Origin of the sequence: Cloacibacterium sp. TD35, assembly GCF_028864635.1 — a bacterium.
In the GTDB taxonomy this organism is placed as follows: Bacteria; Bacteroidota; Bacteroidia; order Flavobacteriales; family Weeksellaceae; genus Cloacibacterium.
Genome location: NZ_CP104850.1, coordinates 1,080,193 through 1,094,186, shown reverse-complemented (window position 1 = coordinate 1,094,186; position 13,994 = coordinate 1,080,193). Strand labels below are relative to the sequence as shown.

13 protein-coding genes are annotated in these 13,994 nt (G+C 32.7%); 1 reads left to right on the top strand and 12 read right to left on the bottom strand.

Annotated elements, in window-relative coordinates:
• Positions 1 to 13 precede the first annotated feature (13 nt).
• The 7 genes from N7277_RS05000 to leuS all read right to left on the bottom strand — a co-directional run bounded on the left by N7277_RS05000 (position 14) and on the right by leuS (position 8,951).
• The gene (locus N7277_RS05000; RefSeq protein WP_274780616.1) at positions 14 to 1,675 is read right to left on the bottom strand and encodes a tetratricopeptide repeat protein; all 1,662 of its coding nucleotides are present in this window, start codon (positions 1,673 to 1,675) and stop codon (positions 14 to 16) included.
• A gap of 93 nt (positions 1,676 to 1,768) precedes the next feature.
• The gene (locus N7277_RS04995; RefSeq protein WP_274780615.1) at positions 1,769 to 2,635 is read right to left on the bottom strand and encodes a PstS family phosphate ABC transporter substrate-binding protein; all 867 of its coding nucleotides are present in this window, start codon (positions 2,633 to 2,635) and stop codon (positions 1,769 to 1,771) included.
• A gap of 261 nt (positions 2,636 to 2,896) precedes the next feature.
• Positions 2,897 to 3,727 (bottom strand): energy transducer TonB, encoded by an 831-nt coding sequence (locus N7277_RS04990; RefSeq protein ID WP_274780614.1) that lies wholly within the window; start codon positions 3,725 to 3,727, stop codon positions 2,897 to 2,899.
• 25 nt (positions 3,728 to 3,752) lie between these two features.
• Complete coding sequence (locus N7277_RS04985) at positions 3,753 to 4,316, bottom strand: ExbD/TolR family protein (protein ID WP_274780613.1); 564 nt, start codon at positions 4,314 to 4,316, stop codon at positions 3,753 to 3,755.
• Between the two features lie 7 nt (positions 4,317 to 4,323).
• Positions 4,324 to 4,923: an ExbD/TolR family protein gene (locus N7277_RS04980; RefSeq protein WP_274780612.1), complete on the bottom strand. Its 600-nt coding sequence runs from the start codon at positions 4,921 to 4,923 to the stop codon at positions 4,324 to 4,326.
• 86 nt (positions 4,924 to 5,009) lie between these two features.
• Positions 5,010 to 5,870 (bottom strand): MotA/TolQ/ExbB proton channel family protein, encoded by an 861-nt coding sequence (locus N7277_RS04975; protein ID WP_274780611.1) that lies wholly within the window; start codon positions 5,868 to 5,870, stop codon positions 5,010 to 5,012.
• A 267-nt stretch (positions 5,871 to 6,137) separates the two neighbouring features.
• Positions 6,138 to 8,951 (bottom strand): leucine--tRNA ligase, encoded by a 2,814-nt coding sequence (leuS, locus tag N7277_RS04970; RefSeq protein ID WP_274780610.1) that lies wholly within the window; start codon positions 8,949 to 8,951, stop codon positions 6,138 to 6,140.
• Positions 8,952 to 9,197: 246 nt separating this feature from the next.
• Between leuS and N7277_RS04965 the strand changes: the two genes are divergently transcribed.
• Positions 9,198 to 9,950, top strand: a complete 753-nt coding sequence (locus tag N7277_RS04965; RefSeq protein WP_274780609.1) for a glycosyltransferase family 2 protein — start codon at positions 9,198 to 9,200, stop codon at positions 9,948 to 9,950.
• Positions 9,951 to 10,017: 67 nt separating this feature from the next.
• On the opposite strand, the gene N7277_RS04960 is transcribed toward N7277_RS04965, so the two are convergent.
• The 5 genes from N7277_RS04960 to N7277_RS04940 all read right to left on the bottom strand — a co-directional run bounded on the left by N7277_RS04960 (position 10,018) and on the right by N7277_RS04940 (position 13,959).
• Positions 10,018 to 11,259, bottom strand: coding sequence for a 3-deoxy-D-manno-octulosonic acid transferase (locus N7277_RS04960; protein WP_274780608.1), 1,242 nt, complete (start codon positions 11,257 to 11,259; stop codon positions 10,018 to 10,020).
• A gap of 11 nt (positions 11,260 to 11,270) precedes the next feature.
• On the bottom strand, positions 11,271 to 11,609 hold the full coding sequence (locus N7277_RS04955; RefSeq protein WP_274780607.1) for a cupin domain-containing protein: 339 nt from the start codon (positions 11,607 to 11,609) through the stop codon (positions 11,271 to 11,273).
• Between the two features lie 10 nt (positions 11,610 to 11,619).
• The gene (locus N7277_RS04950; protein WP_274780606.1) at positions 11,620 to 12,324 is read right to left on the bottom strand and encodes a C40 family peptidase; all 705 of its coding nucleotides are present in this window, start codon (positions 12,322 to 12,324) and stop codon (positions 11,620 to 11,622) included.
• A gap of 46 nt (positions 12,325 to 12,370) precedes the next feature.
• Complete coding sequence (locus tag N7277_RS04945) at positions 12,371 to 13,015, bottom strand: O-methyltransferase (RefSeq protein ID WP_274780605.1); 645 nt, start codon at positions 13,013 to 13,015, stop codon at positions 12,371 to 12,373.
• A gap of 107 nt (positions 13,016 to 13,122) precedes the next feature.
• Positions 13,123 to 13,959, bottom strand: a complete 837-nt coding sequence (locus tag N7277_RS04940) for an OmpA/MotB family protein (RefSeq protein ID WP_274780604.1) — start codon at positions 13,957 to 13,959, stop codon at positions 13,123 to 13,125.
• Between the last annotated feature and the right edge of the window lie 35 nt (positions 13,960 to 13,994).

Sequence of the window (13,994 nt, the reverse complement as noted above, 5' to 3'; positions counted from 1 at the left end):
GAAGCTTTTTGTTTTATTTCATTAATTCTTTTTGTAAAAGAAGTGAATTATGATCGTTTGGTTTCATCGCAAGTGCCTTTTGTAAAGCTTCATTTGCTTTTACCTTATCAGTAGTATGTAACAAGTAAGCTACAGAATAGTAAGCACCGAACAATGTTTCGTGTAAAGCCTGTTGCTCCGCAGGAGTTTTAGTCAAAGCTATATCTATATATTTCTGGAAAGCTACAGCAGCTAGTTCTTTATACCCAGCTTGTTGTAATGCATAACCTTTGCTGTAATAAGCGGGTTCCCATGTTGGGAGAAGATCATTCATTTTCTGCCAAGCTAGAGCAGCTCCATTCCAATTGCTTACTTCTTGATAAGCCATTGCTAAATTAAACAATGCAGTAGTATCTTCTTTATTAGCAGCTACTTGTTTTTTTAGTGCCACGATGTTATCATTAGAAGGACCTGCGTCTGCTTTTGCTTGAAGCTCTGCAGCACCACTTGATGCTTTCGCGAATTCTGAATTCCAATCTAAAGTATCATCTTTAGCAGCTTTTACTACGGCTAATTTTTCGTTTGCTTTCTGCATTAAAGAAGCTTTTACAGTAGCATCAGCTTCTTTAGATGCTAATCCTGCATAAATTACCGCTTCTAAACCAGCATCACTCGGAATGATTCTAGATTGCTCAACTTTTGCATAATAAGTTTCTAGATTAGCTTTAGCGTTTGCAAAATCATTTTCATTATACTGTAAATAAGCTCTTAATTTATATTTAATAGGATCATTTACTTTGTCAAAAACTTTATCCAAAGTCGCTTTAGATTCTGCAAAGTCACTATTAATAAAGTATAATTTAGCAATTTCTAATGCTGTACTTGGATCTTCGTCTGCATACTTCGTATAATTAATCAAACTCTGTGTAGTTTCCTCGTGTCTTTGGAAAATTTTGTTATATTGAGCTTGAGCTTTGTAAGCAGGAGCATAGGTTGCATCTGTATTGATTGCTTTTGCAATATTTTCTTCTGCTTTTTTATATTGTTTAGCAGCCATCCATAATGTAGCCATTCTGTAAAAAACAGATGCTTTATTTTTAGCTACTTCAGATGCTCTATCGTAAGCAGTCATTGCATTTCCTGGATCTCTAGTTAATCTATATGCATCTCCTAAAGTGTAGTAATAATAAGCAGGAACACCATATTTCTGAGCTTTTTCAATTGCTTTATTAATATAAGTAATGGCTAAAGCTGGATCATTATTATTTTCGAACATGGTAAGAGCTTCTCCGATTCTGTAAAGAACTTCTGCGTCTTTTTCTTTAGACTCTTTTGCAACCTGAGTAAGCTCAGTAAGTGCCGAAGCTTTTTGACCTTTACCTAATTTAATGGTAGCAAGACCAATTTTATTAAGATAGCTTTTAGAATCAATTGCTAAACCTTTATCGAAATTTTCTTTAGCTAGTTCAAAATTGGGTTCAAACTGACTTAAATATGAGTATCCTAAATAATAATAGTTTTCTGCAGAAGGTGACTTGGCAATCATTTGATTAAAAATTTCTTTAGCCTTAGCATATTTATGGCTATCTAAATTATTAATCCCTTCTGACACTGTTTGTGCACTTGCAAAACTTAATAGAAAAGTTGCCGCTGCACCAAAAACTATTTTTTTAGGAAGTCCGAATATATATTTCATTTTTCTATTTTTTATTGTTACTGTATTATCCTGAGTAGTAATACACAATTTTCGTTCCAAAATTAAATTAAATCTATTAAAATTAAAAATTTTTTATCTCATCATTACTTCTCTCTTAAAAATATTATAAGGTTGAAGTCCTTCTTTACTTACAACTATCTGTCCTTTTTGTGTACAAGAAAATCTTATGAAGCCATTGCCTAATCCGAAGTGTCCTTCATTGGTTAAAAAATAAAGAATCCTTGTAAAAGGATATTTCATGTTTCTAATATTTTCTAAATCAGGAAGATAAGAGGTATTATTTACTGTAATAGGTAGAATCTTAATTTGCTCTCTTAGATTTTTAGCTTCCAGAGAATAAGGATTAGAAATAGTGTTTAAACTTATTACCCCAATACTATTAGGAAATTTATTGATTTGTTCAACTATTCCTTTATTGCCTTTGATTAGTGAATATTTTATTTTTTGAGGAGGTAAATTTAATTTCTGTGCTACAAAATTGAAATTACTAGCATTTACTCCATCAAAAATTATATTTTTTTCATCAGATTGTAGCTCTTTTTTTATGTCTTCTATACTAATCGAGTTTCTAGGGGAATTTTTAGCTACGATGAATACCGCTGCATCTCCAGCAAATTTCGCTGGTTTTAATGGTAAATCTACCATTTGTTTGTAGAGTTCTTTTTCTTTATCAGTGAGTTCTCTAGACATCACAATAACTCTTACATTTTGCTTTAATAAATCCATTAAGGCATAGTCTTCTTTCTGAAATTTCAGATGAAGTTTAGTTTCTGGATAATGCGCAACATACCTTTCTGCTAGAGCTTCTGTTACGTTTCTAAAGGATTCATCTGCGGCTATTACTATCTCGCCTTTATTAGGTCTGCTTGATTCATTTTGAGAACAAGAAATGATTGAGAACGCCAAAATAAAAAAAATAAAACTCTTAAATTTCTTCATCTTTTCTTCTTATGTAATAAATCGCTCTTACTATTCTAAAAATACCATATATAATGAGTAAACCACCTAGTAAGTAAGATGGCATTTCATCTAATTGTACTAAAAAAAACCTATATACAATTACAAAAACACCTAATGCAATATAAAATAATCCGATTAAAATAGATAAGTAATTAAACATATACAAGCAATTAAGTTTATTAATAAATGACATAAAAAAGAGAAGCTTACGCTTCTCTTTTTATATGAAAATTGGTAAGTTTATTCAAAATTCATAGTTAATGGTAACCTAAATCTTTGTCTTACTGGCTGACCATTAATTTTTGCAGGAACCCATTTTGTTCTAATACTTTTCACTGTTCTTACAGCTTCACTATTAAAATCTGAGTTAGATCCAGATGCTTTAACATCAGAAATTGAACCATCTCTTTCTACAATAAAAGTTACTGTAGTTTTAAGCGTCCCTTCGCCTCCTTCCATTGCAGAGTTGTCAAAATTTTCAGCAATTTTATTTCTGAAAGAATTTAAACTTCCTGGGAATTCCGCTTCTTGGTCTACAGATTCATAAACCTCTGTAGTACTTGGAGCTTTAGACTCTACTGCAGCAGCTTTTGGTGGAGCAGCAACAGGAGGTGGTGCATAATTCGTTTGTTTTACCCCTTCTTGATTTACAAGACCTGTAGTAGTTTTTAACTGCTCAGAAATCGGCGGAGGTGGAGTTTCCACTTTAGGCGCCTTTACTGGCTCAGGTACTACGTTTTGTAGAATTTCTATTTTCTCTTCTACTTTAGGTGGTGGAGGTGGTGGAGTTTCTTCTTTTTCCACAATCTCTTCTTTCACTTGTTCTTCAGGAAGAATTTCGATAAGGTTAGCATCTACTTCTGTTTTTTCTTTAGCAGTTAATTGCTTAATTTTCATTACTACAAATGGAGTAATTGCTGCTATACAGAAAATAAGAGTTCCAATGATCATAGATCTTGTTAAGATTCTTCTATAACTTGATCTTAAATCATATGCACCGTATTCTTTATTTCTATGCTCAAATACAATTTCATCTAAAGATGGATTGTAATTTAAATTTTCATTTTCCATAATATTCAAATAAGTTTTGAATTAATTATTGAGCTGGTGCCGGTGTAGAACCTCCAACTTTTTTCTCGTAGATAGCTTTTTCCCATGGCTTAATGTCTGTAACACCATATTGTTCTGACTTAGTAATCGCCATTTCATCTAAAATATCTACGAAATTTTTATATACTGCATCATCTGTAGGCTTGATAATTACTGTAAACTTAGTAACATCTTTAGCATTACGTTTTGCTTGCTCGATTACTTTTGTAATCCCTTCTCTATCATAGGTAGTTTCTTGTAAAGTCTGTTCATTAAGACCTGCTTGATCTAACTGGTGATAGAAAATTCTATTATCTTTACCAATAATCAAAGAAATTGAGTTAGATAAATCAATTTCAGTTGGTGGTGGTTTTGGAGCATCTACTTTTGGTTTAGCTGGTAACCCAAGGTCCATTACATTAGGTTTACTAAATGTAGTAGTAAACATAAAAAACATAAGCATCAAAAAGTTAAGATCCACCATTGGTGTCATGTCAACCTTAGTACTCTGCTTTTTGGAACGGACTTTGCCTCCCTTTTCGCTCTTGTCTTGTACTTGTACTTCTGCCATTTCTTTACTATTTATTAGTTTCCTGGCTAGTAATTAACCAAAACTTATAATACTCTATATCTCTAAGCCCTTCAAATAAATTTTTTACTTTAGGGTAATTAGTGTTTGCATCTCCTTTAATAGCCAATTTATATTCTGGATTAATTTCAAGACTGCTACTAATCCAATCTATTAATTGCTTATTTGTACTGTCTAATGGAACTCCTGCAGTTTTTACAAACTTTCTTTGATCTTCAGGCATATTAAGAAAACTCTTTAGCTGATTCATTGGAACTCCGATTGCAGGAGTTTTGAAAAAAGCTACTTTGTCTGCGTCTGAAAATTTTACACCATATTTAGCTCCCATTTTGTCTAGCAACTCTGATCTTTCTTTAAAGTTTTCAACAGCTGCGAAATAAAACTTACCGTCTGGAGTAACATTAACTGTCATTAAGTTTCCATCTGGAAGTAATTTTTCAGAAATAGAAGTTGGCGGTTTAATTTGCTCTACATCAGGCTTTTTAAACTGAGTAGTCATAATAAAGAATGTAAGAAGCAAGAAAGTAACATCACACATTGCTGTCATGTCTGTTACAACACCGTGTCTTTTTGGTTTGACTCTCGCCATTTTATTATTTTTTATTAAATTAAACTTCTAGTTTTTGCATTCTTTATATATTAAAGAGTGCAATTTTTTTGCCAAAAATTAACTGATTAGTTAAATTCTGCAAAAGATTGTTGGATAGACATACCAATCTCGTCGATTTTGTATGTAAGTCCGTCAATTTTAGAAGTAAAGAAGTTATAAAGAATAATAGCGATAGCCGAAGTACCAATACCTAATGCAGTGTTGATAAGTGCTTCAGAAATACCGATTGATAATGCAGCAGCATCAGGAGTACCTCCAGCAGCACCTAAAGCTTGGAAAGACTTAATCATACCGATTACCGTTCCTAATAGTGCAACTAACGTAGCAACTGTACCTAGAGTAGAAAGAATCATCATGTTCTTTTCTAACATTGGCATTTCTAATGTAGTAGCTTCTTCAACAGATTTAGTAAGTGCTACCATTTTTTGTTCTTTGTTAAGCGTTGTATCGTTTGCTAGAGCTTTGTAAGTAGTAAGACCTTCTTTTACTACGTTACCTACAGAACCTCTCTGAGCATCACACTCTTCAATAGCTTCATCAATTTTATTTTTGTCAAGTAAATTTCTAACTTTTACTACAAAGTTTTCTAAGTTACCTGTACCTGCTGCTTTTCTAAGAACGAAGAAACGCTCAATAGCGAAAACGATTACAGTAATCATGAATAAAATTAAGATGTGAACGATTGGCCCACCCATGTAAATAATCCCCATGAAAGAATCTGGATGCAAATCCTTATTCTCTACATCAGAAAAAGCAACTGAAAGACCAGTAACCCCTTCGTTCTTAAAGTTACCAGGATTACCTAAAATAAAAATATAAATACCTAACGCTATAACATATAGAATAGGTAAAACAACTGCAGGATTAAGACCTCCTACTTTTTTAGCAACTACTTGCTCCTCTTGTGTTGAAACATTCATTTCCATATTAAACTAAATTATAATTGTTAATTTTTTTGAGGCTGTAAAATAAAGCTATTTTATTGTAAAATGCAAGTTAAAAATCATTCAATGATAAATTTCTTATGAATAGAAAACCATTGTGCATTATAGATTTAACAATATTTTTTGCAATTTTTGTGAGATATTTTCTCAACACGTTAAAATTATAAAAATTACAAAATTTTTAGCCTTATTTTTTTTCAAATATTCAAATAAATTTTTATAAATTTTTAAAAAATATTTAACAATTCGTTAAAACACGATATTGATAATCTTCTTTGGTACGATGATAATTTTTTTAGGAGTTGCTCCTGCTAAAACCTCTTGAACTTTATCATTACTCATAGCAATTTCTTCAATTTGCTTGGCATCTAAATCTGCCGCTAAAGCTAAAGTGAACTTCATTTTCCCATTAAAACTTACCGGATAATTAATCTCATCTTCTACCAAATACGCTTCATTTAATTCTGGCAATTTTTCGAATTCTATTGATGTATTTTTACCTAATTTTTCCCAAAGTTCCTCACAAATATGTGGTGCATAAGGAGAAATAATTACCGCTAAAGGTTCTAAAATCGCTCTCTTATTGCACTTCATTTTTTGCAACTCGTTTACGGCAATCATAAACTGAGAAACCGATGTATTGAATGAGAAATTCTGAATATCAAACGTAAATTTCTTAATCAAAGTATGCAGCACTTTCAACTCTGCTTTCGTTGGTTCTTCATCTGAAACTGAGAACGTATCTCCATCAAAATAAAGGTTATAGAATTTTTTCAAAAATCCGTAAACACCGCTTAAGCCTTGCGTATTCCAAGGTTTTGATTGTTCTAAAGGCCCTAAGAACATTTCATACAAACGCAGACAATCTGCACCGTATTCTTCTGCAATATCATCTGGATTTACAACATTGTATTTCGATTTTGACATTTTTTCTACTTCACGTTCCGTGATATATTTCCCGTCTTCTAAAATAAATTCTGCATCATTAAATTCTGCTCTCCAATTTTTAAAAGCTTCAATATCTAATTCGTCTGAAGTTCCTTTCAATAAAGAAACATCTACGTGAATTTTTTGAGTTTCGTATTCTTTAGCTAAGTTTTTTGAAACAAATTGATTTGTTCCATCAACTCTGAAGACAAACGCACTCATCCCCAAAATCATTCCCTGATTTATCAATTTTTGGAAAGGTTCATCTTGGTTGATGTAACCCCTGTCTTTTAAGAACATATTCCAAAATCTAGAATACAACAAGTGACCAGTTGCGTGTTCGCTTCCGCCAATGTATAAATCTACTTGTCCCCAATAATCTGATAGATCTTTTGCACAGAATTCACCGTTATTTTTCGGATCCATATATCTCAAGAAATACCAAGAACTTCCTGCCCAACCTGGCATTGTAGAAAGTTCAATCGGGAAAACGGTTTTTTCATCAATTAAATCTATAGAAACCACTTTTTGGTTCGCTTCGTCCCAAGCGAAATTTTTCGCGTTTCCTAATGGTGGATCGCCGTCTTCTGTTGGCAAATATTTTTCAACTTCTGGTAATTCTAAAGGCAATGCAGAAACTGGCAAAGTATAAGGCATTCCTTCTTTATAATACACAGGAACGGGTTCTCCCCAATATCTTTGTCGAGAGAAAATAGCATCTCGTTGTCTGTAATTCGTAGTTCCGTGACCAATTCCCATTTTTTCGATTTCTGAAATAATTTTTGCTTTCGCATCATTATAATTCAGTCCGTTCAAAAATTCAGAATTTACACAAACTGAATCTTTAGAATCATAAGATTCTTCTTGAATATCAAAATCGTTTTCAATCACATTGATGATTTCTAAACCGAATTTTTTAGCAAAACGGTGATCACGTTCATCATGCGCAGGAACAGCCATTACAGCACCCGTTCCGTAACCCATCAAAACGTAATCTGAAATATAAATTGGGATATTTTTCCCTGTAAAAGGATTTACAGCGTAACTTCCTGTGAACGCTCCGGAAACGTTTTTCACGTCTGCCATTCTATCACGTTCCGTTTTTTTAGAAGTTTCTTCAATATAGTTTTCAACTTCAGATTTTTGCTCTGCCGTTGTTAATGTTGAAACCAAAGGATTTTCTGGTGCTAAAACCATAAAAGTTGCCCCAAAAATAGTATCAGGACGAGTGGTGAAAACTTCAATCTGCTCATCTATTCCAGAAACATTGAATTTTACCGCTGCTCCTTGAGATTTTCCGATCCAATATTCTTGAGAATCCTTCAATGGTTGTGGCCAATCTAGTTTTTGTAAACCTTTCAACAACCTTTCAGAATACGCTGTGATTCTCATACTCCACTGCATCATTTTTTTCTGAAAAACAGGATAACCACCACGTTCAGATTTCCCGTCTTTTACCTCATCATTCGCCAAAACCGTTCCTAAAGCTGGACACCAGTTTACGGTAGTTTCGGCTCTGTAAGCTAATCTGTAATTGAGTAAAATGTCTTGTTTTTTGTTTTCATCAGCAGCGTTCCATTCTTCTGCTGTGAAGTTTAATTCATCATTCTGAACTGCATTTAAATTTTCAGTTCCGAATTTTGAAAAATGTTCTACCAAAGTATCGATAGATTCTGCTTTATCCGAAATTTTATTGTACCAAGAATGAAACAATTCGATAAAAATCCATTGTGTCCACTTGTAATAAGAAGCATCAGAAGTTCTCACTTCTCTACTCCAATCGAAAGAGAAGCCAATTTTACGCAACTGCTCTTCGTATCTGGTAATATTTTGCTCTGTAGTAATTGCAGGATGTTGCCCAGTTTGTATCGCGTATTGTTCTGCTGGCAAACCAAAAGAATCATAACCAATAGGATGCAAAACGTTAAAACCTTGATGTCTCTTGAACCTTGCATAAATATCCGAGGCGATATAACCAAGAGGGTGACCTACGTGTAAACCTGCTCCAGAAGGATAAGGAAACATATCCAGAACGTAGAATTTAGGTTTTGTAGAATTATTTTCAGTTTTATAAGTTTGGTTTTCTTCCCAAAACTTTTGCCATTTTTGCTCTATCTGCTTGTGATCGTAAAACACGCTGTAATATTTTAAAGTATTGTTAAACTTGATTTCTAAGAATTTACAAATTTATGATTTTTAAAAGAAAAATCCCCACCTTAAAAGATGAGGGCTTTAAATTTATTTTTAAATGCCATTTTTTGACAAAAGAGGAAGAAATTGTTCCTATAATAAAAACCCCAAAATAAACGCCAATAACAACCCATGATTATAGTTTATGTAAAGGTAGATTTTTATTGATTACAATAAGTATATTTGCAAAAGATGCCACAAGTTTCCATCATAACGCCGTGTTATAATTCTTCTCAATTTTTAGAAGAAACTATACAATCTGTACTTAACCAAAATTTTACAGACTGGGAATGGATTATTACTGATGATAAATCCACAGACAATTCTGTAGAAATCATCAAAAGTCACCATGATTCAAGAATTATTTTAGTTGAAGCAGAAAAAAATGGAGGCGCAGGCCATGCAAGAAACCTTGCTCTAGAAAAAGCAACAGGCAGATATATCACTTTTCTGGACGCTGATGATTATTGGGAGCCCAATTTCTTGTCTGAAATGTTGTCTTTTATGAAAACTGAAAATGCAGAACTAGCGTATTGTACTTATTCTAGATGTGATGAAAATCTTCAACCTAAAATTGCAGATTTCGAGGCAGATATCAATGTAACTTTTAATAATTTACTCAAAACCTGTAGACTTTCTCTACTTGCTTCTATGTACGATTCCGCTAGAGTGAGTAAAGAATTTTTCCCTGAAGGGAGCAAGCGTGAAGACCATATTATGTGGCTGAATTTACTCAAAAAAATTCCATATGGAAAACCGCTTAAAAAGACTTTGGCAAAATACAGAATGCACGCGAGTAGTGTCTCTAGAAAGAAAACCAATATCATGAAAGACCAGTATCTGGTTTATAAAGAACATATGAAATTTTCTACCTTTAAGTCCTTGTTCTACACTGCAAATTGGGCTTTCAATGGATTTAAGAAATATTCTAAATTTTTTAATTAGATTTTTTGCAAAGTTGATGATTCGTAAAGTTGTAAAACCGCTAAAACGACTTCACATCTTCATAACTTTACGATTTTACAGTTTCTAAAATTTTCATCAAAATAATTTCCGAAGAATACGGTTGAGAATGAACAAAATTTCCTTCATTTTCACTCATTTCTTGTAACAGATTTGAATTTTTTGACAATTCAAGTACAAAATCAGCTGCCAATTCTTCGTTATCAAAAGATTTCCCTCCATTTTGGGCAATTAAGGCATCAGCTTCAGGATTTTTCTTGTATTTATTTCCAAAAATTACGGGAACCCCGAAAGTTGCTGCTTCTAATATATTGTGCAATCCTTTATCATGAAAACCACCACCTACAATTGCGATATCTGCGTAAGAATACAATTTGGAGAGTAATCCAATACAATCAATGATTAAAATGCTGGACGCTGGGAGTTGGAAACTGGAAGTCTCCAATTCACTATAAAGAATTGCGTTTGGAAAGATTTGTTTTAGATTTTGCACTCTTTTCAAATCGTGTGGAGCAATGAGAATTTTAAAATTTTCTAATTTTTGAGAAAGAATTTGAGCCATTTTTTCTTCGGCTTCCCAAGAACTTCCGAAAACTAATAATTTCTTATCTGTTTTAAATTCGTCAATAAATTCAACAAAATTATCTCGGTTTTTGATTTGTTTCACTCGGTCAAAACGAGTATCGCCAGAAACCGAACCTTTGGTTAAATCAAATTTTTGAGCTAAAGAAAGAGACTTTTCGGTTTGATGAAAAATCCAATCTACATTTTTTTTCAGTTCGTTTACAAACCATTTTCCATAAGATTTAAAAAAGACTTGATTCTCATAAAACAATGCAGAAATCACAAAAATTTTGGCATTTTGCTTTTTTAATTCTTCTAAAAGATGATACCAAAAATCATATTTTACGGTAAAGAAAATTTCAGGATTTACCGCTTTTACAAATTCTGAAATCGTAGATTTTTTATCAAAAGGAAGATAACATAAAATATCTTCTTTATTCTTTTTCACCACATTTTCATAACCAGAAGGCGAGAAAAAAGTAATTAAGACTTTATGAGTCGGATATTTTTCTTTCAGCTTTTCTAAAACGGGCAAACCTTGTTCATATTCCCCTAAACTTGCAGCGTGCATCCAGAGGACTTTGTCGTCTTTAGAAATGTTAGACTTTACAATTTCCAAAGATTGTTTTCTGCCTTCTAAACCGCGCTTAATTTTGTCATTAAACCACGATAAAACCTTGAACGCTAATTCAAGGTGAAAGATGGATATGCTGTAGAGTGTTTTCAAATGCTGTATGTTTAAACTAAAATCCTATCTTCATCAGTCGAAGGATTAGAAATTACCAAAAATTCTAAATTTTCTATAGTTTCATTAGCAATGTAATGTTTCTTTTTGGGTTCTATGGCAATTCCTTCTCCAGATTTTACTATAAATTTTTCTCCTTCTATATAAAATGTAGCTTCTCCTTTTAAAATATAAAAAACCTGTTGAGCCAACTCATGAAAATGCAATTTTTCTAAAGTTTTCGGCGGCATCATTTCTTGTTTCACCGCCAAATTTTCAGAATTGTGAAAAATCCAAGAATCACATTGTTCTCCCCAAAAATAATGTTCAGAATTTTCTTTAGTTTTTATCATTAATTTTAAATTAAAGAAAAGTTTTCACAAACCTCAATTTATGCGTGTGCTTATTATGTTCTGCATTATAAATTCCAGAAAAATCTAGAGAATCTATTCTCACCTTTCCGCTTGCATGAATGATTTCAAAAGGTGACAACACTAAACCAACATGCACTATATTTCCTTCTGCATCTTCAAAAAATGCTAAATCTCCTGCTTCGCTTTCTTCTACAAAATCACGAGCTATTCCCTGTAAAGCTTGTTGTTCTGGATCTCTCGGTAAAGTAATTCCGTGTACTTTGTATAATAACTGCACAAATCCGCTATCATCTATTCCAAAAAAGCTTCTTCCTCCCCATAAAAAGGGAACATTCAAGAATTTTTTGGCCGTTTCTACTAAACTTTCACGAAGGTTATCTGTATCAACAGCATTCTCTGTTACAAAACCGACTTCACTTCCTATGGAAAGAAAACTTTTACCTTCTGGCAAATTAAATTCACCAAAAGACTGCGTAATCACATTTTTAGAAATTTCAGCATTTTGTTTTTTCAAAACTGAAGTATTTATCCAGCCTTCATAACCATCAAAATCCATTTTGATTTTACTGAAAACTCCTTCCGTTTCTAAAATTACACAGGTTTCACCATATAAAATCTGAGAAATCATTTCAGATTTTTCTGAAACTTCGGCTCTCATCGGTGAAACAGATACGCTGCAGTAGTATTTTTCCATAATGATTGTATTGATATAATTTAAAGACTCAAAATTATTTTCGTCTTTAAATTTTACGAACTAAATGAATTCCGTCTCGCAAAGGTAAAATTACATTTTCAAACTCTGCATCTTCGGCAACTAATTTATTCACGAGTTTTATCTGTTCGGTTTGCTTATTTCCCTTTTCATCGAGCACTTTTCCGTACCAAAGTACATTATCAATCATCAAGACACTTCCTGATTTCATTCTTGGTTTCACCAATTCTAAATATTTAGGATAGTTTTCTTTGTCTGCATCAATGAAAATCAAATCAAAGGTTTCATTAGAATTTTTCAAAAATTCTTTAGCATCTTGTAGTTTAAAGTCTATTTGAGAAGCCCATTCACTTTGGGCAAAATATTTTTGAGGCAAATAAGCCAAATCTTCATTTACATCTAGCGTGGTCAATTTCCCGTCTCTCTGCAAACCTTCAGCTAAACAAAGCGCTGCATAACCTGTGAAAGTGCCTATTTCTAGAATATTTTTCGGCGAAACCATTTTTGAAATAAAAGAAAGCAATCTTCCTTGAAGATAACCAGAAATCATGTGCGGTTGTGTAGTTTTCTGAAAAGTTTCTTTTCGTAATCTTTTCAAAATTTCTGGTTCTGCAGAAGCGGTATCTTCTAAATATCTATCCATTTCTGGATGCAACTCTTCGAAATAACTCATTGGTTAATGTAATGATTTTTTACAAATTTAAAGATTTTAAATCCAAATTCACCAAAATAAAAAAACCTCGAAAAAATTCGAGGTTTTTAAATAATGAATCTAAGATTCTATTTTTTCACTGGAGCGATGTCCATTAATTTCATGAATTCATCTAACTTAGGCATGATAATGATTTCCGTTCTACGGTTTTCTGCACGTCCAGAAACTGAAGCATTGGTGGTTTTAGGATTGTACTCGCTTCTACCTCCTGCTGTAATTCTGTTAGGATTTACCCCAAATTGTGTTTGTAAAATTTTCGCAACGGCTGTTCCTCTCAATGCAGATAAATCCCAGTTGTCTCTTGGTAAATTAGCACTTGCTAAAGGAACGTTATCTGTATTTCCTTCGATAAGAACGCTATATGTATCATAATCATTAATCACTTTAGCCACTTTTCCTAGCACTTCTTGAGCTGCTGGTAAAATATTGTAATCTCCTGTTTTGTATAGCATTTTGTCAGAAAGTGAAATCATCACTACTCCTTTTAGAACTTTTACGTCTACATCTGCATCTGCTACATTATCTAAACTTCTTTTCAATTTATTAGATAAAGCTAAATTTAAACTGTCATTTTTAGAATTGGTAGAAATCAAACGCTTAATGTAAGAGTTAGAAGCATTAATCTCTCCGATTAATTTATCAATATTAGCAGAACCTTTTCCTGCGTTTGACAAACAAGCGTCTAGTGAAGATTTAAGGGCACCGTTTTGGTCTCTTAATAAATTATTTTCACTGGTCAAACCTGCATTTGCTGCTTGTAAATCTTGAATTTGTCTTTGTCTCTCTCCTGCATTCTCAATACATTGTTTGTAATTAAGATTTAATGCATCATATTGCTTTTTGCTCACACATGAAGTAAGCGTAAGTGCGATTGCTCCAACAGCAAAAATTTTTAAAATTTTCATAAAGCTTTTATCTTTTTTAAAATTATTGTTACCAA

Coding starts and splice junctions, on each gene's coding strand:
- N7277_RS05000 (WP_274780616.1), bottom strand. CDS start 1,675: ATGAAATATATATTCGGACTTCCTAAAAAAATAGTTTTTGGTGCAGCG.
- N7277_RS04995 (WP_274780615.1), bottom strand. CDS start 2,635: ATGAAGAAATTTAAGAGTTTTATTTTTTTTATTTTGGCGTTCTCAATC.
- N7277_RS04990 (WP_274780614.1), bottom strand. CDS start 3,727: ATGGAAAATGAAAATTTAAATTACAATCCATCTTTAGATGAAATTGTA.
- N7277_RS04985 (WP_274780613.1), bottom strand. CDS start 4,316: ATGGCAGAAGTACAAGTACAAGACAAGAGCGAAAAGGGAGGCAAAGTC.
- N7277_RS04980 (WP_274780612.1), bottom strand. CDS start 4,923: ATGGCGAGAGTCAAACCAAAAAGACACGGTGTTGTAACAGACATGACA.
- N7277_RS04975 (WP_274780611.1), bottom strand. CDS start 5,870: ATGGAAATGAATGTTTCAACACAAGAGGAGCAAGTAGTTGCTAAAAAA.
- N7277_RS04965 (WP_274780609.1), top strand. CDS start 9,198: ATGCCACAAGTTTCCATCATAACGCCGTGTTATAATTCTTCTCAATTT.
- N7277_RS04955 (WP_274780607.1), bottom strand. CDS start 11,609: ATGATAAAAACTAAAGAAAATTCTGAACATTATTTTTGGGGAGAACAA.
- N7277_RS04950 (WP_274780606.1), bottom strand. CDS start 12,324: ATGGAAAAATACTACTGCAGCGTATCTGTTTCACCGATGAGAGCCGAA.
- N7277_RS04945 (WP_274780605.1), bottom strand. CDS start 13,015: ATGAGTTATTTCGAAGAGTTGCATCCAGAAATGGATAGATATTTAGAA.
- N7277_RS04940 (WP_274780604.1), bottom strand. CDS start 13,959: ATGAAAATTTTAAAAATTTTTGCTGTTGGAGCAATCGCACTTACGCTT.